Source organism: Treponema ruminis (assembly GCF_014201975.1).
In the GTDB taxonomy this organism is placed as follows: domain Bacteria; phylum Spirochaetota; class Spirochaetia; order Treponematales; family Treponemataceae; genus Treponema_D; species Treponema_D ruminis.
In genome coordinates this window covers 1-26,381 of sequence record NZ_JACHFQ010000005.1, presented here as the reverse complement: position 1 = coordinate 26,381, position 26,381 = coordinate 1, and the positions used below count along the sequence as shown (strand labels likewise).

20 protein-coding genes and 2 tRNA genes are annotated in these 26,381 nt (G+C 46.0%); 18 read left to right on the top strand and 4 right to left on the bottom strand.

What is annotated here, in order from left to right:
* Nucleotides 1-1,407 (top strand): Fe-S cluster assembly protein SufB, encoded by a 1,407-nt coding sequence (sufB, locus tag HNP76_RS08005; RefSeq protein ID WP_184659296.1) that lies wholly within the window; start codon nucleotides 1-3, stop codon nucleotides 1,405-1,407.
* 23 nt (nucleotides 1,408-1,430) lie between these two features.
* The gene (locus HNP76_RS08000; RefSeq protein WP_184659294.1) at nucleotides 1,431-2,363 is read left to right on the top strand and encodes a SufB/SufD family protein; all 933 of its coding nucleotides are present in this window, start codon (nucleotides 1,431-1,433) and stop codon (nucleotides 2,361-2,363) included.
* An 83-nt stretch (nucleotides 2,364-2,446) separates the two neighbouring features.
* Here the strand turns inward: HNP76_RS08000 and HNP76_RS07995 are convergent, their stop codons facing one another.
* From HNP76_RS07995 to tmk, 4 genes are all read right to left on the bottom strand, one after another.
* A complete protein-coding gene (locus tag HNP76_RS07995) occupies nucleotides 2,447-2,776 on the bottom strand; it encodes a helix-turn-helix domain-containing protein (RefSeq protein ID WP_206173049.1) in 330 nt (109 codons plus the stop codon).
* A 101-nt stretch (nucleotides 2,777-2,877) separates the two neighbouring features.
* Nucleotides 2,878-4,050: a 3-dehydroquinate synthase gene (locus tag HNP76_RS07990; protein WP_184659292.1), complete on the bottom strand. Its 1,173-nt coding sequence runs from the start codon at nucleotides 4,048-4,050 to the stop codon at nucleotides 2,878-2,880.
* Nucleotides 4,051-4,070: 20 nt separating this feature from the next.
* A complete protein-coding gene (locus HNP76_RS07985; RefSeq protein WP_184659290.1) occupies nucleotides 4,071-4,682 on the bottom strand; it encodes a DUF8513 domain-containing protein in 612 nt (203 codons plus the stop codon).
* Between the two features lie 3 nt (nucleotides 4,683-4,685).
* On the bottom strand, nucleotides 4,686-5,306 hold the full coding sequence (gene tmk / locus HNP76_RS07980) for a dTMP kinase (protein WP_184659289.1): 621 nt from the start codon (nucleotides 5,304-5,306) through the stop codon (nucleotides 4,686-4,688).
* 157 nt (nucleotides 5,307-5,463) lie between these two features.
* Here tmk and HNP76_RS07975 point away from each other — a divergent pair, with 157 nt between their 5' ends.
* The 16 genes from HNP76_RS07975 to HNP76_RS14460 all read left to right on the top strand — a co-directional run bounded on the left by HNP76_RS07975 (nucleotide 5,464) and on the right by HNP76_RS14460 (nucleotide 26,208).
* The gene (locus tag HNP76_RS07975; RefSeq protein ID WP_184659287.1) at nucleotides 5,464-9,939 is read left to right on the top strand and encodes a translocation/assembly module TamB domain-containing protein; all 4,476 of its coding nucleotides are present in this window, start codon (nucleotides 5,464-5,466) and stop codon (nucleotides 9,937-9,939) included.
* Between the two features lie 14 nt (nucleotides 9,940-9,953).
* Nucleotides 9,954-12,389 carry an outer membrane protein assembly factor BamA gene (bamA, locus tag HNP76_RS07970; protein WP_184659285.1) on the top strand — a complete coding sequence of 812 codons (2,436 nt, stop codon included), beginning with the start codon at nucleotides 9,954-9,956 and terminating at the stop codon, nucleotides 12,387-12,389.
* A gap of 13 nt (nucleotides 12,390-12,402) precedes the next feature.
* Nucleotides 12,403-12,924 carry an OmpH/Skp family outer membrane protein gene (locus HNP76_RS07965; RefSeq protein WP_184659283.1) on the top strand — a complete coding sequence of 174 codons (522 nt, stop codon included), beginning with the start codon at nucleotides 12,403-12,405 and terminating at the stop codon, nucleotides 12,922-12,924.
* A 1-nt stretch (nucleotide 12,925) separates the two neighbouring features.
* Nucleotides 12,926-15,598, top strand: a complete 2,673-nt coding sequence (gene mutS, locus HNP76_RS07960) for a DNA mismatch repair protein MutS (protein WP_184659281.1) — start codon at nucleotides 12,926-12,928, stop codon at nucleotides 15,596-15,598.
* A gap of 74 nt (nucleotides 15,599-15,672) precedes the next feature.
* A complete protein-coding gene (locus HNP76_RS07955) occupies nucleotides 15,673-16,464 on the top strand; it encodes a ComF family protein (protein WP_184659279.1) in 792 nt (263 codons plus the stop codon).
* Between the two features lie 115 nt (nucleotides 16,465-16,579).
* Entirely contained in the window at nucleotides 16,580-17,869 is a 1,290-nt protein-coding gene (locus tag HNP76_RS07950; protein WP_184659277.1) for an NAD(P)-dependent oxidoreductase, read from the top strand.
* 13 nt (nucleotides 17,870-17,882) lie between these two features.
* Nucleotides 17,883-18,377: a chemotaxis protein CheW gene (locus HNP76_RS07945; protein WP_184659275.1), complete on the top strand. Its 495-nt coding sequence runs from the start codon at nucleotides 17,883-17,885 to the stop codon at nucleotides 18,375-18,377.
* Complete coding sequence (locus tag HNP76_RS07940) at nucleotides 18,374-19,444, top strand: DegT/DnrJ/EryC1/StrS family aminotransferase (protein WP_184659863.1); 1,071 nt, start codon at nucleotides 18,374-18,376, stop codon at nucleotides 19,442-19,444. The genes HNP76_RS07945 and HNP76_RS07940 overlap by 4 nt, the downstream gene beginning before the upstream one ends.
* 9 nt (nucleotides 19,445-19,453) lie before the next feature.
* Entirely contained in the window at nucleotides 19,454-20,305 is an 852-nt protein-coding gene (locus tag HNP76_RS07935; protein ID WP_184659273.1) for an NAD(+)/NADH kinase, read from the top strand.
* Entirely contained in the window at nucleotides 20,298-22,070 is a 1,773-nt protein-coding gene (recN, locus tag HNP76_RS07930) for a DNA repair protein RecN (RefSeq protein ID WP_184659271.1), read from the top strand. The genes HNP76_RS07935 and recN overlap by 8 nt, the downstream gene beginning before the upstream one ends.
* A complete protein-coding gene (locus tag HNP76_RS07925; protein ID WP_184659269.1) occupies nucleotides 22,070-22,873 on the top strand; it encodes a TP0443 family flagellar-associated protein in 804 nt (267 codons plus the stop codon). Before recN ends, HNP76_RS07925 begins: the two co-directional genes overlap by 1 nt.
* A complete protein-coding gene (locus HNP76_RS07920) occupies nucleotides 22,873-24,105 on the top strand; it encodes an HD domain-containing protein (protein WP_184659266.1) in 1,233 nt (410 codons plus the stop codon). The genes HNP76_RS07925 and HNP76_RS07920 overlap by 1 nt, the downstream gene beginning before the upstream one ends.
* A 99-nt stretch (nucleotides 24,106-24,204) precedes the next feature.
* Nucleotides 24,205-25,209 (top strand): LysM peptidoglycan-binding domain-containing M23 family metallopeptidase, encoded by a 1,005-nt coding sequence (locus tag HNP76_RS07915; protein ID WP_184659264.1) that lies wholly within the window; start codon nucleotides 24,205-24,207, stop codon nucleotides 25,207-25,209.
* Nucleotides 25,210-25,291: 82 nt separating this feature from the next.
* A tRNA-Asp gene (locus HNP76_RS07910) sits at nucleotides 25,292-25,365 on the top strand.
* A gap of 42 nt (nucleotides 25,366-25,407) precedes the next feature.
* Nucleotides 25,408-25,480, top strand: a tRNA-Pro gene (locus tag HNP76_RS07905).
* 62 nt (nucleotides 25,481-25,542) lie between these two features.
* A complete protein-coding gene (locus tag HNP76_RS14460; protein ID WP_184659262.1) occupies nucleotides 25,543-26,208 on the top strand; it encodes a septal ring lytic transglycosylase RlpA family protein in 666 nt (221 codons plus the stop codon).
* Nucleotides 26,209-26,381 lie beyond the last annotated feature (173 nt).

Genomic DNA, 26,381 nt, shown 5'->3' with positions numbered 1-26,381 from the left:
ATGGAAAACGAAAAAGACAACATAAAGAGCATAGATTCTTCTCCCTACGACTTCCGCTACGAGGAAAAGGGCTTTTACCGCAACAAGGCAGGTCTTACGGCAGAAATCGTATCAAAACTTTCTGACGACAAAAACGACCCTGACTGGATGCGTGAATTCCGCCAGAACGCCCTCAAAATCTACAACGAGCTTCGCGTTCCTGAGTGGGGACCGGACATTTCCGGGCTTAACATCGACGAAATCGCAACATACGTCCGCCCCAACACAAAAATGCAGGGTAAGTGGGAAGACGTTCCTGACGACATTAAAGACACTTTTGAAAAGCTCGGTATTCCTGAGGCTGAGCGCACCTCCCTTGCCGGAGTCGGAGCTCAGTATGACTCGGAGCTTGTCTACCACAATTTGCAGGATGAAGTTGCAAAGCAGGGCGTAATCTACACTGACTTTGAAAGTTCTCTTCGCGGTCCTTACGCTGACATGGTAAAAGAGCACTTCATGCAGCTGGTAAAGCCAAATGACCACAAATTCGCTGCTCTTCACGGGGCTGTCTGGTCAGGCGGTTCATTCGTTTATGTTCCAAAGAACGTAAAGGTCGAGATTCCCCTTCAGTCTTATTTCCGCTTAAATGCAAAGGGAGCCGGTCAGTTCGAGCACACCCTGATTATCGTTGACGAGGGAGCGGACTTGCACTTTATCGAAGGCTGTTCTGCTCCAAAATATAACGTCGCAAACCTTCATGCAGGTTGCGTTGAGCTTTATGTCAAAAAGGGAGCTCACCTTCGCTATTCAACGGTCGAAAACTGGTCAAAGAACATGTACAACCTCAACACCAAGCGTGCCAGGGTTGAAGAGGGCGGCTCAATCGAGTGGGTTTCAGGCTCATTCGGAAGCCACATTTCATATCTTTATCCTCAGAGTGACTTGATTGGTCGTGGAGCGCGCGCTGAATTTACTGGCGTTACATTTGCAGGTGCCGGTCAGAACCTTGATACAGGCGCCAAAATGGTTCACATCGCGCCGAACACAACAAGCGTAATCACGACAAAGTCTCTTTCAAAATCAGGCGGCATTTCAACATACCGAAGCGCAATCTACATCGGAAAGGAAGCAACAGGCAGCAAGGCCAGCGTTTCATGCGAAAGTTTGATGCTGGACAATATTTCCCGAAGCGACACAGTTCCTGCAATGGACATCCACACTGATGACTGCGACGTAGGTCACGAGGCAAAAATCGGCCGAATCTCAAACGACGCGGTCTTCTATTTGATGAGCCGGGGAATCAGCGAGGAAGAGGCAAGGACCATGATTGTCTCAGGTTTTGCAAATCCTGTCTCAAAGGAGCTTCCGCTTGAATACGCCGTTGAGATGAACAACCTGATTCGTCTTGAGATGAAAGGAAGTCTGTAATTCGCAGTTAGGAATTAGAAATTATGGCAGAAACATTAAAATATAGCGAAATAAATAAAATCCCTTGCCTCACCTGGAACTGGCTCAAAATGAACCGGGCATCCCTTGAAGTTGAGGCAGCTTCTGAAATCATCAGCGAAAAAAAGGAAATCACCGCCAGCAAAAAGGGCGAAATCGTCAGCCTTCCCCTTGTCTTTGAGGACGGAAAGCGCTACGAGCACGAGCAAGTCATTACTGCAGAAGAAAATGCAGAAATCACTGTGATTTTGGATTATACATCGGATCGAAAGGCTGGCGGTTTTTCTTCCGTCAAAACAAAGCTGGTCGCAAAGCCTTACTCAAAAATCCATCTCGTAAAGGTTCAGCTTTTGGGCGAAAATTACGTTCAGATTGACGACACTGAAGGCGTGTGTGACGACGGCGCAAAAATCGAAGTGACTCAGATTGAGCTTGGCGGAAGCAAAGTCTACGCTCAGGTCAAAAACGAACTTAATGGCTACGAGTCAAAATTCAAGAGCGACACGGCCTACATCACTGAAAATGGTCAGATTCTCGACATGAACTATCTTGTAAACCATCACGGCGCAAAATCTGATACAAAGATGATTGTGAAGGGCGTTGTCGGGGATTCCGCATTAAAAACTTACCGCGGAACAATAGATTTTAAGCGGGGCTGTACCGACGCGACAGGTGACGAGCAGGAAGAAACTCTCCTCATGAGCCGCACCGCAATCAATAAGTCAATCCCGATGATTCTCTGCGACGAAGAAAACGTAGCCGGCACCCACGGAGCCACCCTGGGCAGGCTTGGAGCCGACGAGCTTTTCTACATGCAGAGCCGAGGCATCAGCGAGGACGAAGCCAAAGCCATGATGAAAAAAGCCAAAGTCCTCAGCACAGCCAGCCTGATCCCAGACGAATCCGTCCGAACTAAGATCGAAAATTTCTTGGAATAGAAAATTGCCGCATGGAGGCGGCACAAAGCCAGTTGACCCGCAAGTTTTTGCTTGTCAAAAACTTGTCAGGACATGGATGTCCGTTAATGTTCGATACGGAAGCGCAAATCCTTCAGCGCCTTTGTGACTGCCTCATTAACCGCTGAATTTACCGTCTCGCTTACGATTTCAACCTGTGAAGATGAAAGTTTTGTCTCTTTGAGGGAATCCTTGAAAAGGTCCGCCGCATTAATCGAAAGTGCCTTTGCAATCGCAAAAATCAGGTCAAAAGAAGGTTTTGTCACGCCACATTCGATATTTCCGATTGTTCCGTTAGAGACGTCGCAGTATTCTGCCAGCTGAGCCTGAGACAAGCTAGCCCGCCTTCTGTAATACTTCATGTTTTGAATAAAATTGGCCTGATTTTCATTCATTCTCCCATTATGAATGAGAATTTTTTAATTTGGTACAGAGTGAGAACGAGCAAAACTTGAGAAATAAACTCATTTTAAATGAGTGAAATAAGGACGACTGTTTATTTCAGTACAGCAAGAATGTCCTCTTCCGGAACTTCGGTGATTACCGTTTCCCCGATATTTTCCTGCAAAATGAAGCGGATTCTGTCCGAAGAATTCTTCTTGTCCTTTTTCATTGCGTTCACAAGAACTTTGGCGATTTCTTCGTCACTTGCGTACTTTTCCTTCATTGCCGGGTGAACAGGCTCCGTTTCCCAGCCAAAAGATGCGAGGAAGTTTTTTACGCGCTTTGCATATTCTTTTGTGCAGAGCCCGAGTCTCTGGGAAAGGTCTGCGGCCCTTGCCATTCCCCAGGCAACTCCGTCACCGTGAGCTACAACTCCAAGTCCTGACATTGATTCAAGGGCGTGGCCGAAAGTGTGGCCCAGGTTCAGCTGCATGCGGATGTTCTTTTCGGTCAAATCCTGCTCAACGACCTTTGCCTTTGCGTTTACGCAGATTCTGATTCCCTCTTTGATGAGAGCGCCCTTGCGGTCATTCAAAGCTTCCGGATTTTTTTCAATCCGCTCGAAAAATTCAGGTTCGTAGAGAAGGGCTGTCTTTACAAGTTCTGCCATGCCTGAGCGGTATTCTCGCTCTGAAAGGCTTTCGATAAAGCTGGGGCAGATGTGGATTTTCTGGGCCGGGAAGAAAGAGCCTATCATGTTTTTGTATGAATCAAAATCACAGCCTGTCTTGCCGCCGACAGCCGCATCGACCATTGAAAGAAGGGTTGTCGGAACAAGCTCACAGTGGGCGCCCCGCTTGAAGATTGAAGCCGCAAAAGCCGTCATGTCCGTGATGACGCCGCCACCGATTCCGACGAAAACTGCCGAGCGCTGGCCGTTATTGTCCAGGGCTGCCTTTACGATTGCAAGTACGCTTTCGATTGTTTTGAAAGTCTCTCCGGCTCCGAGAATCAAAAGAACGTCTTTTCCGCGCTTGCCGGTGAATCCTGCCTCAATCTTGGGATGAGAAAAATCCTCGCCCCGGAAAAAATCTATAAATGAATGCATTACCGGAAGGGCTGCTACAGATGTGTCAGTCACGAAAATGCGCTGGGGAAGTGAATCCTTTTCTCCGGCATAAAAAATCGAGTTCAAATCAAGTTCGCCGTCATAAAAGCGGATAAAAGTTCTGTCAGTACCAGGATGCAGGGGCGGATAAATAATGTCTTTTTCTTCAAATGTCATAATTTCCTCGGTTCCTTTTTTTAATAGTCTTTGTTCATTTTTTCAAATTCTTCAATCACTTTGTTGACTCTTGCAAGTTCGCGGTTGAGGATTTTTTCGTAGTCAAGCTTGCCTGTCCCTATCCTTTCCCGCTCGTCTTCCCAGTTCTGAATGTCCTGCAGAATCAGGAATTTGAATTTGCCCACGTTTGCCTTTTCGGCCCAGAGTTTTGCCTCACGCCAGTAGTAAAGCCCAGCCTCGTAGCAGGTCTTTGCCTTGTTCAGGTTTTCTATGTAGGCATCCCGCCAGGGGGCATCGTAAAAATGAGCCACCTGCTTGTCGTAAACCCGGCCCAGCCTTACATGCTGCTCAATCAGTTTTAGATTTATATGCATCATAAAGAGATAGCGGTATTTTTCCCAGTCTTTCTCATCATTGATTTTTACAGGAGCATACAGCGGATTGCAGAAATCTGCCTTGACGGCCTGCTCCAGCCAGTAAATGTTTTCAATGCAGTCGTCGGGATACTGCTGGTAGTGGACGTGAAAGAGCTTGTAATAGTCCTCTTTGAATTTGACCATGTAGGAATAGCCCGGCAAAATCGAGAAAAATGCAAAAAAAGCCAGAAAAATGGCGGAAAAAATCTTTTTCATCTCTTACAGTATCGGCAAGATGTGCTGATTTATTAAATCCGCAACTTTTTCGACAGGCTGGCTTGCGTCCAGGTGGACAATCTTCATGCCTGTATTCATTTTTTCGTACTCGTCGATTACGGCCCTGTAACGCTCAGCCGTTGCCTTCTGAAAGTCCAGCTTTTCGTAAATTTCAGTTTCGCCACGGCCCAAAACCCGCTTCAAGGAGATTTCAGGATTGATGTCGAAGAAAAATAAAATCTCCGGAAGGGGAAAACTTTCGTTTAAGCGGCGGGGAAGCTCGTCTCCGCAGGTTACGCTCTGGTAAGTCAGGCTTGAAAATAAATAGCGGTCGCTTACGACGATTTTGCCTTTCTGGGCCTGCTCGATGACGCCGCAGTTTGTGCCCCCCTTTCCGTAAAGGTGCTCGTTCCTGTCAGCGGCGAACAAAAATGCGCTTGTTCGTGGGTCGAGTTCTACATCGCCTTTGAGCATTTTCCGTAAGAATTTTCCGGTCTCGCTGTCAGTCGGTTCGGTCGTAAAGAAAAATCTTTCTGCATCCTTTCGCTTCTGCAGGATTTTAATCTGAGTGCTTGTTCCGGCTCCGTCTATTCCTTCAAAAACAATAAAATTTTTTAAAATCATAATATCACCTTTTGAAACTTGCTAAGATTACCACAGAACGCACAGATTTTAAATATCAAAGATGAGAGTTTTTTAATTTATTCCGCATTGCTAATTTCTAATTGCTACTTTATTATATGCCGATATTTGAAGAGAAGAAGTCTCTGAATTTTTAACGATGAAGTCCAAAAATCTTGGCGTCAGCCTCGGAAGTGCTATATTCATTTTTCTCCTCATTGCGGTACTCGCTCTTGTACGTCCGACCTATCTGCGCATTCAGGAGTCTCTGCAGGCCTTCGAAAATCAGCTTTCCCAGAAGCTCCAGGACGAAACAGGACTTGCTTTTTCATATCAGTCTCTTTCACCGTCAATTTTTATCGGAATCAATTTCAAAAACATTTCGATTTACGAGGTTTCAACAAGAAATAAAATCGCCGGAATCAAGAGGGCCTCGCTTTCATATAACGTTTCAGGCTTTTTCTCAAAAAATCCAAAGGTAGCCCTCAAAAGCCTCACCCTCAACGGCGTAGCCCTGGAATATGACTCAGTCAAGGATTCTGACTTCGTTGAAAAAATCAAAAATCTGCTCGAAAAACGAAAATCCGGAAAGGCAGAAAAAGAAACTGATGCAGAAGACCTGCTGGCTCTTGAAAAGAACACTAAGCTTTCCGTCGATGACAAGGAAATTGACATTCCTCTGGACGTGATTATAAAAAATCTTTCGCTCCACTACACGGATTCTCAGAATGACCTGCTTGCGACCCTCAAAACCTTGAACCTCAAGGACTTTAATTTCTCGGACGGAATCGGAATCAACACTTCCGGCAAGCTGTCCTACAAGACCGGGCTTTTCAAGACCAACGGAAAATGGTCGTCTTTTGCCTGCGGTTTTTCTGTTTCAGGAACTTTCTTCCCGAATTTTGAAGGCAGTTCGGCCCTTCTGACCCTCTCTGGCTCAAGCGGGGCGGATTATTCCCTTTCGCGACTGGACATGCTGGTCAATTACTCGGACAAAAAGACTGAAATCCGTACCATGCGCACGGTTCTGCCATTCTCCCTCTATGCCTGCTATGATTTTGATGATTCAAGCCTTTCCTTTTCCGGCGACTTTGACCGCTTTAACCCCCTCAAGCTGCTTTCAATCCGGCGGAAAAATCCAATGATTCAAAAAATCGACGGAAGCGTAATTTCAGGCTCTGTCTCAGGAAAAGTCAGTGCGGATGACTTGTCTTATTCTTCGGACATTTCCATCGGCCTTTCCAAAAAACTGATTGGAGAGGGCATGAGCCTGGCCCTGAAATGCCAGGGAAACAAGGAAAAGCTGGATGTTAAAAAACTTGCTGCAAAGGGTTCTTTTGTTGATGCTGATTTTGCAGGCTCCTTCGACTTCAAGAAATTACAGCCTTCGGGCCTTTTCAATCTCAATTACCTGGCCCTCAAAAACGGCGGAATCATTTCGACGGAAGTCTATGTCGACCCTTACCGAAACGGCTTTACCTGTGTTTCTCCCCAGATTTTCATGAACGAAAAAAGCTTTACCGGTGTCCAGTTTACGGCCCTGCCTGGCGAAAAGTCCGTCGACTTCGAATTCGAGCTTTTGGACTTCGCCCATCCTGATTATGAGGAAATCGGCCGTGTCCAGATTGAGGGCAGTCTTTTGACCGATAAGCAGAAATTTCTTCAGGCCAATGTAATCGTCTCCAATGTCTTTGCTGACAGTATCGTTGATACCCTTGCCTTCTTCCTGCCCCAGGAAAATGCGGAGAGTCTTGCGGCTGTATCAAAGAGCCTGAGGCCTTATATCTGCACGACGGAAGCATATTTTTCTACCGACTTCAAGGAATTTACCCTGAATGCTCCTGAAAATCTTTTTGCTAACACCGAGAAGGACCTTGAGCTTTTGCGTTTTGCCATTGACGGCTCAAAGCAGACTTTCCAGATAAGTCAGTTTGACCTGCTCTTCGGCCATCAGTCCGCACATGCAGAAATTTCTTTGGATTTCGCCGACACCCTGACAGAATTCTCTTTCGTCAGCGATTTGACTGTAAATTCCGTGCCATACCGCTTCTTTGGAAACGTCACCCCGGACTGGATTTCGATTTCCGGTGATTATGATTTTGACGCGGTCGTTTCAATCGACGAGCAGATTGGTGCAACCCTGCAGTTCAACCGTCTTCCTTTTGGCGTGGGAAAATATGTCTTTGCGGCTACGACAAGTTCGATTCTTCACTGGAACCGTGAGAGCGGATTTGACGTCGATGTCGTAAGCCTTGAGATTGAGGAACCTTCGGCCTACCTGCAGTTCAGTCCTTACCTGGCTCTTTCAGGCTCCCTCAGTAAATACGGATTTGTCCTCAACACGCTCGCATATTCTGATTCAGTTTCGTCACTTGACGGCTCAGGAACTTTTGTCTGGAACCTGAATGATGGAATTTTTGATTCAATTCACGCTTCCCTTAACGCCCAGAGTCCGATTTCAAACGAAAAGCTTACTCTTTCCGCTGATCTGGCTAATCCGGGCCAGCTTCCTTTCTCTCTTGACGCCATCATGAATGATTTCTACATTTCTCTTGATGCATCGGTGGAGGCTTTCCCTTCTGCAAGGCTTATGACCTTCCAGAATCCTGAGAACACGATTTCAGCCGAACTTTCAGCGAGCGGAACTGTCAGCAATCCTTTTGTTTCAGTCATCCTCCACCGATCGTCGATCCTTCTTTACGGCTATCCTCTTGTTACGAGCGGTTCTTTTATTTATGACGATACAGGTGCCCATATCGCTGACTTGAACTGCGACTGGTCGGTTTTGAAAGTTTCTGACATAAACGCCTTCTTCAATCCAGCCCTCTTTAACGGAAACGCCTCCTTTACGATTGATGCAAACCTTGCGGGAAAGACCCTGCATGCTCCTTTTGAAATCAGGCTTGACGGTTCTGCGCCGGAGAAAAAATTCGGCCTGCCTGACTATTATTCAATAAATCTGCGCTCTCCAAAAGTTACCGGTGATTTTATTGCCAGTGACTTCCCTTTGAACATAATGGCTGTCCACAGTCCCGGCCGCTTTGACCTGATGACTGATGTCGAGAACGGCTTTAAGGCTTCTTACACGACCGACGGAATGATTTCTGCCATTGCCGGAAAGAAAAGCCCGATACAGTTCAATCTTAACGGAAAGGTCAGCCAGAATAACCTCAACCTTGATTTGACCGGAATCGTAGCCGACATGCGCTTTATCTGCTCAGAGGTTGAAATTCCTTTCGTAAGCTTTAACTCAGGCCTGCTCACCGGTGCCGTTCGAATTTCAGGCCTTACCACTGACCCGGAATTTACCGGAGCCTTCAGCGTTGCCCATCCGAATTTCGTGATTCCGTTTATCTCGAAAAACTATCTCCATGCTGATAAAGTCATAATGACGGTTGGACATGGAGAGGCAGTCGTTCCGCCGACTCTGGTTACTTTGGGCAAAGGTCTTGCAACGGTAGAATATAGAATGGAATTCAACCGCTGGCTTCCGAATTCTCTGGAATTAAAGATTAATATAGATGATAACCGCAAGGTTCCGCTTGATTTGTCATTCCCATTCATTCATGCCAAGGGACTTGCCAGCGGAAACCTCGATCTGGCCTACACCCTGCCGAATGACGTCAGTATTTCCGGCTTCGTTATCGCTGATAATACCGACGTAGAGATTGTCGCGACTTCCCTGCAGAATCAGTTCTCTCTGGACAATATTCTTGCATCCGTTCCAACCCAGGACAAGAGTGACATTAACGTAAACGTTGATTTTGACATTATCGTCGGTCAGAAAGTTCAGCTTCTCTTCAATCCTTTCCTTCGAGGTGTAGTTGCCCCTGGAACTCCGCTGTCGATTTATTTTGACTCATATACGGGCGACCTGGAATTCAAGAGCGACATCACCCTGCGTGGCGGTGAGATTGCCTGGCTGAACAGAAACTTCTATATGAAAGAGGGTAGAATCGTATTCAACGAGACCCAGGATTCAATTGATCCTAAGGTAACTTTGCGCGCTGAAACCCGAGAGCGTGATGAAAATGGAAACATGGTCACGATTATTCTTTCTGCAAACAATCAGCCGGTCAGCAGCTTTAATCCGACCTTCTCCGCAAACCCGGCAAAGTCCGAGCGTGAAATCATGCAGCTTCTCGGACAGGTAATTTCTGCTGATTCAAGCGGCATGTCTGACATCCTTGGTTCGGGCGGCGACTTCTTCCTTCAGTCAACGGTCATGCGCCGTGTTGAGAATACATTGCGTGAATTGCTGAATTTTGATATATTTTCCATTCGAACCAATGTCGTGCAGAATTCATTGAAATTGAGCATGGACGAAAACACCAATAATAAGCAGCTTTCAGTTGGTAACTTTATCGACAATTCAACTGTTTATATGGGTAAATACTTTGGAAGTTCAATATATGTTGACTCCATGCTTCATTGGTCTTATGACGAAAACAAAATCGATAATGGCACTTCGGTTAACGGCGTCGTTTTCCAGCCAGAACTTGGTTTTGAGATGACTTCTCCGTTCGTAAATATTCGTCTCGGAGTTGCGCCGGACATTGATTCGCTTCAAAAAGGACTTTTGAACACTTGGGTTCCGTCAACATCAATGACACTGTCCTGGAAATTTGCTTTTTAATAAGGAAAAGTTTTATGTCTATTCGAGTGCGTATTGCCGCATTGTTTGTTTCTTTGTTTTGTCTTTTTACACCTGTAAAATTTTTTGCTCAAGAATCGGCAGCGGCCACAGAGGCTGCAAGTGATGATACATGGTATTACGGGGCTGTAATCAAGTCCGTATCTTTCAAGGGCCTCAAAAGCGTCAGCAGCAAGGAACTTGACGGCGTCGTTTCAAGCTATTACGGCAAAAAGTTTTCTGACGAGCTTTTCGGTGACATGATGGACCGCATCTATGCCATGGATTTGTTCGAGGACATCAACCCTCAGGCCCTCCCGGGTGACGTAAAGAGAAGCACTGTCTCAATCATCTTCTCTGTAAAGGAAAAGCCTTCAGTCGCCAAAATCCGCATTCTGGGAAACAAGCAGATCCGTACCACAGAAATCAAGGAAGCCCTTTCATCAAAAGAAAAGGACATTTATGTTCCTTCAAAGATTTCTGTAGACGAGCGCGCAATCCGTGACCACTATCTTGAAAAGGGATTTACGAATGCCACTGTAAGGTCTTCTGTCAAAGAAACTGATAAGGGCGTAGAAATCACATACACCATCAATGAAGGCCGCTCTACGGTTATTGCCCATATTAATTTTTCTGGCAACAAGGTAATTTCTTCAAAAACCCTCAAAAAGAAGCTCAAGTTAAAGGAAGTCGGTATCCTCAACAAGGGTGCCTTCCAGGAATCAATGCTTGAGGCTGATAAGCAGGCTATCCTTTCATATTATGCAAATGAGGGCTACATCGATGTTTCAATTGTTGATGTTCCTCTTTCCACAGAATTCAACGAAAAAAAGAACAGGGACGAGCTTACAATCACTTTCGTGATCACCGAAGGTTCCCAGTACACTTACGAGGGCATTTCCTTCGTTGGCAACCACATATTTGATGATGAGGAATTGCAGTCAAAAATCAAGCTTCGAAAGGGCTCAATCTTCAACCAGACGAAATTCAGTGAGGGCTGCATGGCCGTTGCTGATTTGTACTACGAAAACGGCTACACTGCAAACCACTTCCAGCAGATGCCTCAGAAAGATCCTGAGAAAAAAACAATTTTCTTCCAATTTATAATCACTGAGAATGTCCGTTCCCATGTTGAGAATGTCATCATCAAGGGAAATACAAAAACAAAAGACCATGTTATCCGCCGTGAGATTCCGATTGAATCCGGAGATATCTTCTCAAAGGCTAAAGTTACCAGCGGTTTGCGAAACCTCTACAACCTGCAGTATTTCAGCGCCGTTGTTCCTGATGTAGTTCCAGGTTCAGAAGAAAACCTCGTTGACCTCATTGTCTCAGTTGAAGAGCAGTCAACGACTTCAATCGAATTCGGCGTTACTTTCAGTGGAGTCTCAGACCCGGATTCACTTCCTTTTGCCCTCTTTGTAAAATGGCAGGATTCGAATGTACGCGGTACAGGCCGTTCTTTGAGCGCAAATTCTACCATCTCAACTTCAAATCAGACTCTGGGCTTGAGCTACGGTTCGAACTGGTTTAATGATCTGCCGATTTCAACTTCTATCAGCACGGAAATTTCTCATGCAAGCCTTGCCTCATTGCGCAATAAAGTTGACCGAAACGGCTTAATCGATGATGACTCATACTACATGAACTATGAGCAGTGGAAGTGGTCTTCAGGCTTCTCTCTCGGCCGCCGCTGGACTCCTGATTTTGCCATCATTTCATGGTCGGGCGGTATTAACGGCAGCCTTAAAAACAACGTTTACGACGAAGACATCTGGACTCCAGTTGACAGTGCTGTAAGCGATTACGCCAACACATGGGGCTGGCAGAACTCAGTCTGGACGGCTGTCTCAATCGATGACCGCGATATTAACTACGATCCTTCAAAAGGCTGGTTCGCAAGCCAGAGATTCACCTGGTACGGTCTTACACCTTTGGAAACAGAATTCTTCCTGCGAACAGATACAAAGCTTGAGAAATACTTTACCCTGCTCAAGCTGCCTATTACCGAGACATGGGACTTCAAGCTTATCTTCATGGCTTATTCAGGCCTGTCATTGCAGTTCCCGAAACCTGGAAGCGGTATCGGAGATTCAAGCCGCCTCTACATCGACGGTATGTTTAACGCCCGCGGATGGACTTCAATTTACAATAAGGTTCGCGGAAAGGCTATGTGGAGCAACATCCTTGAGCTTCGAATGCCTCTTATTCCTGGAATCCTTGCTGTTGACTTCTTTGGTGATGCGGCTGTTATTACAAAGGAACCTGACCAGCTTCAGGACATCAGCCTTTCTGACTTCTATTGTAGTACAGGTCCTGGCCTGCGCTTTACAATTCCTCAGTTCCCGTTGCGCCTGCTCTTTGCAAATACATTCAGGTTCGATGAGGACAAAAACTTGGAATGGGACAAAAACTGGAAGTTCGTACTTTCATTTAATATCACAAATAAATAATTGGAGAGCAATTATGAATTTAAAGAAGATTTCGATTCTTGCAATTTTAACATTTGCTTTGAGCGGAGCTGCATTTTCCCAGCAGATTACGCGATTTGGCGTAGTTGATACGGCAAAAGTTTATCAGGCTTATTTCCGCAATTCTGCACCTGTCCGCAATTATGAAAACAAAAAATCTGAATTCCAGCGGGAAATAGTCAAGCGCACCGAGGAAATTCAAAAACTCAAGCAGCAGAAGTCTGAGTCGATTTCATCTGGAAACGAGGCTCAGGCAAGCAAGCTGGATGCTGACATCATCAAAAAAACTGATGCCCTCACCGAATACACAAATGCAAAGAATATCGAACTTGAATCCATGAAAAACAACCTTCAGAATTCAGATTCCTTCTATAAAAAGCTTTACTCTGTGATTGAACGTGTTGCCGAAAACGAAGGCTTCAGCATGATTCTTTCCCTTCAGCAGAATAATGCAATCTTGTGGTACAGTTCTTCCGTTGACGTTACTGATAAAGTAATTTCCGAGCTGGGACTGTAAAATGGCTAGAAGCAAGGACACGATTGTAGCCGGAACAGTACAGAACCGGAGTGAGTCAGCTGAACTCACTCCGATGATGATTCAATATCTTTCCATTAAAGACCAGCACAAGGACGAGATTCTTTTTTACCGTCTGGGCGATTTTTACGAGATGTTCAACAATGACGCGATTGAAGTCTCACGCCTTTTGAATCTCACCCTCACTCACCGCGGCTCTGCCCCCATGTGCGGAATTCCTTTCCATGCGGTTAAAATCTATATTGCCCGCCTTTTAAGATGCGGCAAGAGAATCGCAATCTGTGAGCAGATCGGGGAACCGAACGGCAAGACACTCACCGAGCGAAAGGTCATCGAGGTAATCACACCGGGTACAGCCCTTGAAAGTGAATATCTTGAGGGCGGATCAAACAACTTTTTGGCCTGTGTCGTAGCCCAGAAAGGCAAGGTCGGCTTTGCATACATCGATGTCACCACCTCGGACTTTTTTGCGACCAGCTGGTACGAAAAGGACATGGAAGAAAATTTCGCCAAGGAACTTGACCGCTGTCATCCGCGCGAGCTTCTTCTTCCGCAGAATCTTGAGAAAAACGAAATAATCCAGGCCTCACTCGAGCAGAATGAGCGGATTGCAGTCTCTTATTATCCTGACTGGAATTTTGACTCAGCCCTTTCATACAAACGCCTTTGCACCCAGTTTAAGACGGCAAATTTGCAGAGCTTTTCTCTCAATGAATCTTCTCCAGAAGTGGCACCTGCAGGATTTTTGCTGGATTACCTTCAGAAAACGACGACTTCAAATTCTCCCCATGTAACCGGAATCAAAATCTACCGGGACAGTCAGTTCGTGATTATGGACGACTCTTCCCGCCGAAATCTTGAAATCGTTCAGAATCTCCGTGACGGCACTTCCCAGTTCTCGCTTTTGGAATGCCTTTCCCACACTCAGACGGCAATGGGCAAGAGAATGATGAGAAACTGGCTTTTGTACCCCCTCACAAATGTCGAGGAAATCCAGAACCGCCAGAGTCATGTCGAGCTTTTTGTGAATAACCGCAACCTCCTTGAATATGTGCGCGAGATTTTTGCTGACATTCTTGATGTCGAGCGTCTTGCAGGCCGGGTTGCAATGGAACGAGCCCACGCCAAGGATTTGCAGGCACTCAGGTTAAGCCTTGAATCATGGCTCAAAGTGCGCGAGCAGCTGGACGACTTCGGCTTCACACAGACAGATAAAACTATCGCCCAGAACATTTCAAAACTGATTTTTGACTCAATCCTTGAAGATCCGGCGACAGCCCTAGACGAAGGAAGAATCATAAAAGGGGGCTGGTCAAGCGAACTGGACGAATACCGCCGGATTCACGACAATGTCAATAAAATTCTTGAGGATTACGCCGAGGAAGAAAAGGCTTCGAGCGGAATTGCAAACCTTCGAATCCGAAGCAATTCACTTTCAGGCTATTACATCGAAATCACCAGGGGAAAGGCAAGTCAGGTTCCCCCTCATTTTATCCTCAGACGGGCCCTCACAAATGCAGACCGCTATACGACGCCCCGGCTTCAGGAAATCGAAAAGCAGATCAACGAGGCCAGCCTTAAAATCATCGAAACAGAAAAGGCTCTCTTCCTTGAAGTGCGCTCAAAAATCGCCGAGCAGACAAACTATCTTCTTCAGAGCGCAAAGGAAATCGCCTACGCTGACGTTACAGCTGCCCTTGCAAATGCCGCAATCCTGCACGGCTGGGTAAAGCCTCTTGTCGATAACTCAAAGGAATTTACCGTGCGCTCAGGCCGTCATCCGGTCGTTGAGCTTCATCTTCCGGGCGGAGAATTTGTTCCGAATGACATTGAAATCTCAGCTGAAAATGACAGTTACCAGCCGTATTTTGGCTTAATCACAGGTCCCAACATGGCTGGTAAGTCAACTTATCTGCGCCAGAACGCTTTGATTGCGCTCCTTGCTCAGATTGGCTCTTTCGTTCCTGCTCGTGAGGCTCATATCGGCGTGGTTGACCGCATTTTCTGCCGCGTAGGTGCAAGCGACAACCTTGCCCGCGGTGAGTCAACCTTCCTCGTCGAAATGACCGAAACGGCTTACATTCTGCGAACCGCCACAGAAAAATCATTTGTCATTATGGATGAAGTTGGCCGTGGAACGAGCACCGAGGACGGGCTTTCAATCGCCTGGGCTGTCTCGGAGTATCTTCTGAACGCGCTCAAATGCAAGACTCTTTTTGCAACTCACTATCATGAGCTTACCCGCCTGAATCATCCGCGCCTCCAGCTTTTGTGCATGGAAGTCAGCGAAGAAAATGACAAAGTTACTTTCCTGCGAAAAATCAAGGTCGGAGCAAGTGAAAATTCTTACGGAATCCACGTAGCATCCCTTGCGGGCCTTCCTCAGAGCGTAATCCGCCGTGCAAATGAGATTCTCCAGAGCCTTCATTCAACATCCCAGGACGGAACTGGAACAGGCGTAAATGTCGAGAATGTAGTCACCGTGCAAACAGCAGAGACCGAAAAAACTCTCCAGAAATCCGTCACCATGCCAGGCCTTTTCTCAGACGAGGAGCTGGTTCTTGATGAAATCCTGAGCTGTGACCCCGACGACATGACTCCGCGCCAGGCCCTGGATTTGATTGCTCGCTGGAAGAAATCTTTGAGCGGAAGATAAATTTTTTTTGGATTTTTCTGACTTTTTTCCATTTGCATTGCCGAAAATCGAATTTTTTTGACAATTAATATGTGATGGTGAAAAGGGAAAACTTCTTCAGATTTGAAAGCCGGACTTTTGCCCTGTCTTTTGTGCTCATGACATTCGTTCAGAATATAGTCTCACTCTTTCTGGGCGGAGAAAAATGCCTGTGCTGCTCAAGACGGACTTTGCGCATTCCTCTTTGTAAAAGCTGCCTGCCCAAACTGGATTCTCTCGGATTTAAGGAGACCTGTTCTGTTTGCGGCCGCGAGCTTATCAGCGAAATCGGAATCTGCAGCCACTGCCGCGAAAACCCGGCCCTTCAAAGCCTTGACGGAGCTTTTTCGCTTCATTGCTATCAGTTATGGAAAAAATCCCTGCTTTTTGCCTGGAAACTTGAGGATAAGCGCAGTCTTTCTCCTTATTTCGCGGCTCTTTTCCACCGGAAGTTAAAGTCCCTGGAAAAGGAAACCGGGCTGGCCCTTGCGGTTGTTCCGGTTCCTCCGCGGAAGGGAAAAATCCGTGAGCGTGGCTGGGACCAGATTGACGAGCTTTGCTTTTACCTCAGAAAAGGCTGGAATGTCAAAATACTCCCGCTTTTGGAAAGGCTGACCCACACTCAGCAGAAAAAGCTTGACCGAATCCAGCGGATTGAGGGAATCAGCTCATCTTATCGGCTTCGAAAGGAAAAATGGCTAAGGCGAAAGTTTCCCCACCTGCCAGAAGCCGTCGTCCTTGCCGATGACGTCCTGACAACAGGTTCAACAATCGAGGCCTGCGCCAGAGAACTCAAAAAACTCGGCATAAAGCGGGTTTTTTCCATCACGCTTTTTATAGTGGATTGAGTAAATTGAATTTTTTAGGAAAATATTAAGATTTTCTTTAATTAGTTTGCAATTTACTGAATCTATCGTTATACTATAAGGGCTGGTATTTTTTTTTAAGAGGTTAAAATCATTTATGGAAGAAGAAATCAAGGGCTACACAATGCAAGAAGCTATATCTGAAGCTCGCCGTTGCTTGAATTGTCCCAAGCCCATGTGCAGAACAGGTTGTCCGATTGAAAATGACATCCCTGCTTTTAATCATGCGGTTTCATTAGGAAATTTCGGTGAGGCTCGCAGCATTATAGCTCAGCGAAGCAATCTCCCTGCTATTTGTGGGCGTGTTTGTCCCCATGAAAATCAGTGCGAGGGTCATTGTGTGCTTTCAAAAGCCGGCAAGGGTATCAAAATCGGCATGATCGAGCGTTTCATCGCAGATTTTGACACGGAAATGAATCTCAACCGCGAAAAGAAGATTGAAAAAATCGGCGGAAAGGTTGCCGTCATCGGTTCTGGTCCTGCAGGTCTTACTGTTGCAGGCGATCTGGCCCGCAAAGGCTACGAAGTTGTTGTTTACGAGGGTGAAAGCGAGCCGGGCGGAGTCCTTCTATATGGAATCCCGGAATTCCGCCTTCCAAAAGATGTTGTCCGCAACACAACCAAAAAAATCGCTGATCTTGGCGTTCAGTTCGTAACAAACACAATGATTGGCACTGACATCACAGTCGATGAGCTCTTCAAAAACGGCTTTGATGCTATTTTCATCGGCACAGGAACGGCTCTTGCAAAATCACTTGATATTCCTGGCGGTGATCTGAGGGGTATCATTCAGTCAAATTATCTTCTCCGCATGGTTCGCCTGTATCAGGACGGAAACGTTGATAAATCAGAAGTTCCAATCGAAGAAGGAGACAATGTTGTCGTCATCGGAGCCGGTAACGTGGCTATGGATGCCTGCCGCACCGCAATCCGCATGAAGGCAAAATCTGTAACTGTTGCATACCGCAAGACAGTCGAATTTATGCGTGCTGCAAAAGCTGAGTATGACGGTGCAATCAGTGATGGCGTTGATTTCAAATGGGAGCATGCTCCAATTGAATATGTCGGTGAAAATGGTATTGTCACCGGCCTCAAATGTCAGAGTCCAAATGGCGAAGTCATTCTTCCGGCAAATAAAATCCTTATCGCAATCGGTTCCCGACCGGCAGCCCGCATCGTAAGCTCAACCGAGGGAATTGATGTTGATGAAGGCGGCTATGTTGTAACAAAGCAAAAGCCTTATGGCATGACAACCCGGCGTGGAATTTTTGCTGGCGGCGATGTCGTTCATAAGCCTGCAACTGTAGTCCTTGCAATGCGTGAGGCAAAAAAGGTCGCAGTTGGTATTTCAGAATTCTTGGAAGCAAAAAAGCTTCTTGGCGAATAATCTAGGGGGTAATATGGCAGAAAACACACAGATTCAGTTGGTTACATTTCAACTCGGCGGAGAAATCTACGGTGTGGACATCATGGATGTAAAGGAAATTGTAAAGGTAACGAAAGTTCGTCCTATTCCTAATGCCCCATTCTATGTTGAGGGAATTTTCAATCTCCGAAGCGAAATTATTCCTGTAATCAACCTTCACAAGCGTTTTCAGATTCAGAAAATTGCCGTTGCTGATGGTGACGAGGAATTCGAAGGCGGATTCATCATCCTCAACATTGAAAACAACCGTATCGGCATTATTATTGACCGAATTGCACGCGTTGTTGCGATTGACACGGCTGACATCAAGGATCCGCCACAGATGATTAGCGGTATCGGAACTGAGTATATTCATGGCGTTATCCGTCAGGATGATAAATACCTTATCATGCTCGACATGCGCCGCTTGTTCAACGCCAAGGAACTTCAAAAAATCCTTGATCCTGGCGAAGCGAGTGACGAAGAATAATGATTCAAACTTTCAGTTCTACTATTCGCAGAAAAGAAATGGATGCTGTTCTGACTTGCATGGTCGATGAAAAACTCGGACCAGGCGAGCTGAACACCAAACTTATCCAGACGGTAAAGGAATTTACCGGCTGTGACGGAGCAGTTGCATTCCGAAGCCCTGCAATTGCATTTTCTTATGTTGTAAAAGCTTTGGATTTGCAGCCGGGTGCTTCTGTCATGATTTCAGCCCTTGCACCTGCCTGGCACTATGCTGCCGTCAAAAATCTTGGTTATAATCCGCTTGTGCTGGATGTAAGCGAGGATGACGGGCTTATTTCAGTCGAAGCCGTTCAGGAAGGCCTTAAAAATGGCGGAAGGCTTCTTCTCCTTCACGAAAGCATGGGAATTTTGCCAGACCTTGAGCAGATTCTTGCCACAGGAGTTCCTGTAATCGAAGATATTTCTCACTCTGTCGGTTCGGTATACAATTTTTCCGCTTCGGAAGAAGGTCAGGCTAAGCCGGAAGACTTGCAGAAAAAGGCTGGAATGATGGGTCTTTATTCGATTCTAGGTCTTGAGGCAAATGACACTGTCACTGCTGGTGGCGGGGCGGTTCTTATTGCTCCCAAAAGGCGTGAATGGATTGTCCTCAAAAAAGTCACCGATGAAGCACCTGAAACGGATATCCTTCCGGACATGAACAGCGCACTGGGCTTTATTCAGCTCAAGGAATTCAACCGCAACGAAGAAATCCGCAAGTCTCTTTATGATATTTTCAAAAAGTCTCTTGCAAGCGGTAAAAACAAAACTTTTGCGCGCAGTGAAGAAAATCCTTCCACAATCTGGTCTTTCCCGGTTGTGCTCAACGGAAGTTTCAAGGATGCAAAGCAATACGCTTCCCGCAAGGAAATTGAAATCCGCCCTGCTTTTGATGCCTCGGTGATTTCACTTCTTGGCGAAGAGGAGCAGTCTAAGTATATTCATGCTAAGTCTCTCTTCCTTCGCTGTGTGCTTTTTCCTTTGTATCCGCGGCTTGGTTCTGAATCGGCCACAAAAATTGCAAAGGTGCTGGGGACATTGCCGTAACGAAATTTTATGAATGTAAAAAAGTCACTTATCGTAGTAAACAGTTTTAAAGAAGAATCAAAATCTCTCGGCGGCCAAATTCAGGCCTATCTTCAGTCGCTTGGATTGACAGCCGATGTCTTTCTTTTCAATGGATATTCTGAGCAGTATCCTTTTTATGGTTATGATTTTGTAATTACGATGGGCGGGGACGGCACGGTTCTCTTTGCGGCCCGGGGCTGTGCTCCGCTCGGAATTCCTGTTTTTCCGATTAATTTTGGTTCTTTCGGTTTTATTGCGAGCGTTCAGCGTGATGAATGGAAGCGTGAGCTTGATGATTTTCTGGCCGGAAAGGCTGTCGTGGACGAGAGAAGTCTGCTTCAGGCTGATTTGATTCGCGGTCAGAACCGCAGGCTCAGCGCAACCGGTCTGAATGACATCGTGATTTGCGGTAAAACTGCGGGACACATGATTACTTTCAATGTCCTTTACGATAAAGTGCCTCTTGGTGAAATAAAGTCTGACGGAATCATTGTTTCAACGGCAACCGGGTCAACCGCCTATTCTGCGAGCGCGGGCGGTCCTATCATCGACCCTGATTTGGATTCAATGGTCCTAACATTAATGAACGCATTCTCACTTTCGAGCCGTCCTCTGGTTTTAAGTCCCAAGGGAGAGCTCGAAATTAAGATCCTGCCGTCAAGAGTTTCGGATGTTGTAATCAGCGTTGACGGTCAGATTCCTGTGGATTTGCATGTCGGTGACGTAATAAGGGTTTGTCAGCACGAAAAAAAAGCAAAACTCATCGGCTGCACGAAAGAAAAATTTTACAATGCGCTCCGCTCAAAATTGAACTGGTCAGGAGGTCCTCAACATGCTTGAAGATCTTTCAATTAAAGATTTTGCCCTCATTGATGCTGCGAATGTCGAATTCAATGGCGGCTTTACAGTTCTTTCCGGTGAAACTGGTGCCGGAAAGTCTCTTTTAATCGGTGCGCTTACTTTCCTGCTCGGAGGAAAGGCCGGAGTGGAGCAGATCCGCTCTGGTGCCCATGAATCTGTCGTGACAGGCTCTTTTTATCTGGGCAAGGCTCCTTCTTTTGTCCGCGAGCTTTCAGCTGATGATGAAAACCCGGCTGAGCCAGCTAATGCCTGGGAATGGCTTTCACTTCACGGCATCGAAATCGAAGATGACCGTGTGCTTTTGCGTCGTGTAATCCGCGAAAACGGCAAGTCAGGAGCCTGGATTGGAAGCACTCCGGTTACCCGTGCAGATTTAGCCGAATTCAGTTCCTTTTTAATCGATATTCACGGCCAGCACGAGCACCAGTCCCTCATGAAAGTCAGCGAGCACAGAAAATTCCTAGATTCTTATGCAGGCCTTACTGAACGTGTCGCAAATTTCACTTCGCTTTATTCAGAACTTGTAGGCAAGCGAAAAATTCTGGACGAACTTAACAGCGATGACCGCGACCGTGCCCAGAGAATCGATCTGCTGAATTTTGCAGTCAAGGAAATCAGCGAGGCTAAGTTAAAGCCCAACGAAGATGTCGAACTTGACGACGAGGAAACAAAACTTTCTTCTTTCGAAAAACTCTATTCCGATGTCGAGCAGATTAACGGTGCTCTTTCAAGCGGCGAGGGCGGGGCAGTGGTCTCAACCCTCAAGCGTCTCCGTGCCCTTGCAGACAGCGCTTCTTCTTCCGACAAATCTCTGCAGAAACTTACTGACCGGCTGGAAAGTGCTTTCTACGAAATTTCTGACATAGCCGAAGAATATAAATCTTACGCCCAGAGCCTTGTCTTTGATCCGGAGCGGCTTGCCCAGGTTCAGGAAAGGCAGACTTTAATTTACAACCTCAAAAAGAAATACGCTTCTTCTGTCTCAGCTCCCCTTTCTGAAGTCCTTGCATATTTTGAAAAGGCCCAGAAGACTCTGGATGAGCTCGACAACAGTTCTGACAAAAAAGAAAAGCTTGAAAAAGAAATCGCCGAGCTGGGCAAAAAAGTCTATCTTGAGGCAAAGGCAATCTCCCAGCTTCGAAAGACTGCCGCCGAAAAAATGGCAGGGGGAGTCGTTCAGGTCCTGTCAAATCTTGGCATGAAAGGCACCCGCTTCTCAGTTAATGTAGCCGAAAAATCAGGCAATGACGTTACCCAGAAATGTGGTCCTTACGGAATCGATGACATTGAATTCCTTATCAGCGCAAACCCGGGCCAGCCACTTCAGCCTCTTGCAAAAATCGCGTCCGGCGGTGAGCTGAGCCGTGTCATGCTTTCCCTCAAGACAATTCTCTGCCAGTCGGACGAATCCGGCGAGTCAACCGTGGGTACAATGATTTTCGACGAGATTGACACTGGAATTGGCGGTGAAGTTGCGGTCGGGGTAGGCAGTCATCTTAAAAAACTAGCAAAAAATCGTCAGGTTTTGTGTATTACTCATCTTGCCAGCATCGCAGTTTATGCCGATAATCAAATTAAGATAGAAAAATCTGTAAACAACGGTGCGACCCAGACTCATGTCCGTCCGATTACGGGAGAGGAGCGGGTTTCTGAGATTGCCCGAATGCTTTCTGGTGACGCAGCAAGTTCCGAATCCCTGGAACATGCCCGTTCTATGCTTTCAAAATTTGGGGAGGCGGTGTAATGGCAAGAGTATTGAATGAGAATCGCGAACTTTGCGAAATCAAGTGCGAGCCATACAAACGAATGATTAAAGAGGCTTTCGAGCGTGAAAAGGAAATTCTGGCCTCAATCGAAGCAAATCCCGCTGGTGCGGCTTATAAGAAACTCAATCTCTGCGATGAGATGATAGGTTGTGCAACTTATTACATTATGATAAATAACCTCACAGTGGAGCTTGTAAACACAAAGGATAACGATGCCTTGAACGATGCCCGTAAAATGCTCTACAAGGCAATCATCTATCTTGAGGAAGTCGTATCCAATGTCATAGATGCCCTGCAGTCTGACATGGAAGATAAGCTTGCTGCCATTTCAGAGGCTCCAATTGACAAGCGCTTCAACCTCGTCCGCAAGCTTGGCCTTGCAATTTCCCTTCTCATCGATGCTTTTGGCGACAATTCAAAATGGAAGATGTCTTTCGTTGAGCTTCAGGGGCGTTTTGCCACAGTTTCAAAGAATCTTCTTGACCTCAAAAAGGCCTGCAAGGATTATTTTGACCCCAACTCTCCAGATTACGACAATTCCGTCCTTTATATCCGCTTAATCCGCAAACTTTATGACCAGTCGGCTACGGCCTACCGCGACAAGTACGAGCTTGCCACCCACCGAATTGACGACATGCGCAATGCAATCCTCTTCCTTTCAGGCGGCCGTCGAGTCGCAATTGCACTGGGCGAGGCCGAAGCTGCCGAAGAAATCAAAAAGAAGGCCGGCGTCTGGAAGCAGAAGGTCGAGGCTGACCAAAAGAAAGGAATCGCAAAATAATGCTGGACAAAAAATTTATTCTCAAAATTTTCGAAGGATTTTCCATCCAGAGATGGAACGATCTTGTTCGTCCCTTCGACTTGGTTGAAATGGACAAGGCTGCCGAAAAAATGGTAGCTGCTTATATTATCGCAAAATATGAAGAATCTCAGGGGCACAGGATAGACTGGGAGTGGATGATTTATGCATCTTTGTTCGACCTGCTCAAAAAAATTGCCCTGTGCGACATAAAATCACCTGTTCAGCAGATGATTCGCGAAAAGTATCCTTCAGAATATAAAAAACTCAACGAGTGGGTTTTTTCAAAATTCCAGGGAATGATTTCGGATCAGGACCTGCTTGCCCGTTTTTCTGCCTATCTTGATTCTGAGGCAGATCTCGATAAAAAAGAATTTACCCTGACTGAGCGGGTTTTTGAGGCAGCCCATAAATTTTCTTCCCTCCGCGAGCTTGAAATGATTGCTCCGGTTAATGAAAAGGAGCGCATTGATCCGATTCACTGGCAGCTCCGCAACAATCTTCAGGAATACACAGATTTAAAAGGCGTAAAGATGCTGGTCAACAGGGAACAGCCCTTCCAGCTCATCATGAAAATCGAGCAGCTCCGCTTTCAGACAAGATGGAACCGCACTCCTAGGGTTCCGCGCACAAATGTCCTCGGCCACTGCTTTTTCGTAGCCGTGATAACCCTTCTGCTTTTGCGCGACAGTCAGGATAAGCCCTGCCCGAAACGTCTTTTCAATGATTTTTTCTGCGGACTTTTCCATGATTTGCCCGAATCTGTCACCCGCGACATAATTTCCCCGGTAAAGCAGGCGACCAACGAGCTTCCGGGAATCGTAAAGCAGATTGAGGATGAGCTTGTCCGTTCAGAGCTTGTTCCCCTCATGGATTCTTTCTATGTCGATGAAATACTTTACTTTACGAACGATGAATTCCAGAACAGGATTCTTGTCACCGAACTTGACGGCCAGCAGAGCTCTCAGGTTGTTTCTTACGAAGAACTTTGTGACAATTATAATTCTGACGTTCATTCTCCGGTTGACGGCAAACTTGTCAGGCTGGCAGACCATTTAAGCGCCTTCCTTGAGGCCGAAAGTTCAATAAAATTCGGGATTACAAGCAAGCAGCTTACGGGCGGCAGGGACAATATCCTTAAAAGCTATTCTTCCAGCATGAAAATCAACGGAATCGACGCAATGCAGCTTTTCTGGTCCCTCATGGAAGATTAGTAAATGGCGGGGAGGGGAGAAAAAGTCCCTGAGCCCCCGTCAAAATCTGCGACATTTTTTCTTAAATCTTTTATCTTTTCTGCCGAAAATTTTTAAGATATGAAACGTTCTGTTTTTAAACTTGCTTTTTCTATTTTGATTTTATCTGCTCTCTCTTACCTTTATTCTGATACGATACATGAGGTTCAGACAGGTGACACATTGTATTCAATCAGCAAGAAATATGGTCTTTCCGTGACCGCAATTCAGGAAGCAAACGGTTTTTCTGATAACGGAATTAAAGTCGGACAGAAAATAAAAATCCCTGATTCTTCAGCTGTTTCTTCCAGCTCTTCAGCTACAGTTGCTGCACCTGCTCAGGCGGCAAAGACTGCCTCTGCAAGCACAAATCCTCCTGCATCTTCAGTAACGGCGGCTCCTTCGTCAACTTCTAAGACTCCTTCAAATTCCGACGGAACTTACATCGTTCAAAAAGGCGAGACCTGGTTTGGAATCTCAAAAAAACACGGAATTTCCGTCGCAGACTTACAGAAACTCAACGGAGTTGGAAATGACGCCGCGCTTAAAGTTGGACAGAAAATCAAGGTTCCGGGAGGCTCAAAGCCCCTTCAGTCAGGAACTTCAGTCGCAAGCACAAAAAGTCAGCCTGCTCCTGCAAAAGATTCTAAAAATACGAAGACAAGTGCGGAAAAAGTTCCGGATTTAAAGGCAAACGATCCTCACAATTATTCGAACAAAAAGGCTGATTCTTCGCTGGTCTGGCCAGTTAAGACAGAAAATATCGTCTACATCAACGGAAAAGTAGGCGGAGTCAGCATGGCGGCAAAAAAAGACGAGGAAGTCAAAGCCATTCGTGCCGGAACCGTAATGTTCTCAGGCTCATACCGTGGTTTTGGAAACGTTGTTTTCATTCAGAGTAAAACTGGTCACATCTATGCCTACACTGGTCTGGGCTCAATTGACGTCTCAAAAGGCGACTACATCAATTACAGCTCAGAAATCGGTACCGCCGGAATCGATACATACACTGGAAAATCTCAGATTTCGCTCATGGTATTCCAGAACGGACAGCCGATTGACCCGGCAAAAGCCCCTCGCGGCTAAAAAAATTACAAAATTTGCAGAAAAATGTGCAATGACTATTGACATTACCCGATGTTTTTTGATATAGTTCTGAACATCGACTGGGGGCGTAGCGAAGCTGGTTATCGCGCTGGCCTGTCACGCCGGAGATCGAGGGTTCGAGCCCCTTCGCTCCCGTCAAAAAGCCCGCTTAATTTTGAGCGGGCTTTTATTTTTTTTCGGGTATTAGCGCAGCTGGTAGCGCGCTACGTTCGGGACGTAGAGGTCGACGGTTCGAATCCGCCATACCCGACTTTAATTCTCTTTTAATTTTCTTCCATTAATCCCATCTTAAAATTATCCGATAAACATAATATGAAAACAGAAACATTTTTCGTATTATTTTTATTTGCCCTGTCGTCATTTTCATTTGCCAGCGTTTACAAATCAAATGTTCAGGCTTCTTATTATGCTGAAAAGTATCATGGCCGAAAAACAGCAAATGGTGAAACTTTCAATATGTACGCCATGACCTGTGCCCATAAAACCCTTCCTTTCGGTACTGTCCTCCGAGTTACGAATCTCAAAAACAATAAAAGTGTTGACGTTCGTGTAAATGACCGCGGGCCTTTTGTCAAAGGTCGTGAAATTGATGTTTCAAAAGCTGCGGCGCAAAAACTCGGCATGATAAAAACAGGTACAGCAAGCGTCAGAATTGAAATTCTCGATAAAAGTGCCGGCGCATCGAATCTTGCAAAAGAGCAGCCGAAAAAATCTCTTGAGAAGGTTTCTTATAAAACTTCCTCGAACGGTCCTGCTGATTTCTGGGATGTTCAGGTTGCTTCGTTTTCAAGCCGGGAGAATGCAAACCGTCTGGCCCAGAATCTGCTTCGGGAAGGCTTTGAAAATGTATATTTTCAAAAGACAAGTTCCGCCATCCGTGTCGTGATAAAAAAAGTTCCGGATTCAAAACTTCAGTCCGTTGAGTCGCATTTGCGAAACATAGGACAAAGAGACTATATTGTGAAAAGAAACAGTTAGCTTTTGAGCCGCACCTTCATGAAGGTGCGGTTTTTTTTATGCCTTATGACGTGTTTTTCCTGCCAAAAAAAAATAAATAAAAAAAGTGAAAAAAAATTCAAAAAAGTGTTGACAGAAAAAGTAGTGCGTGATATATTCATTCTCACCCGCTGACAACAAGCGGCGGGCACTAA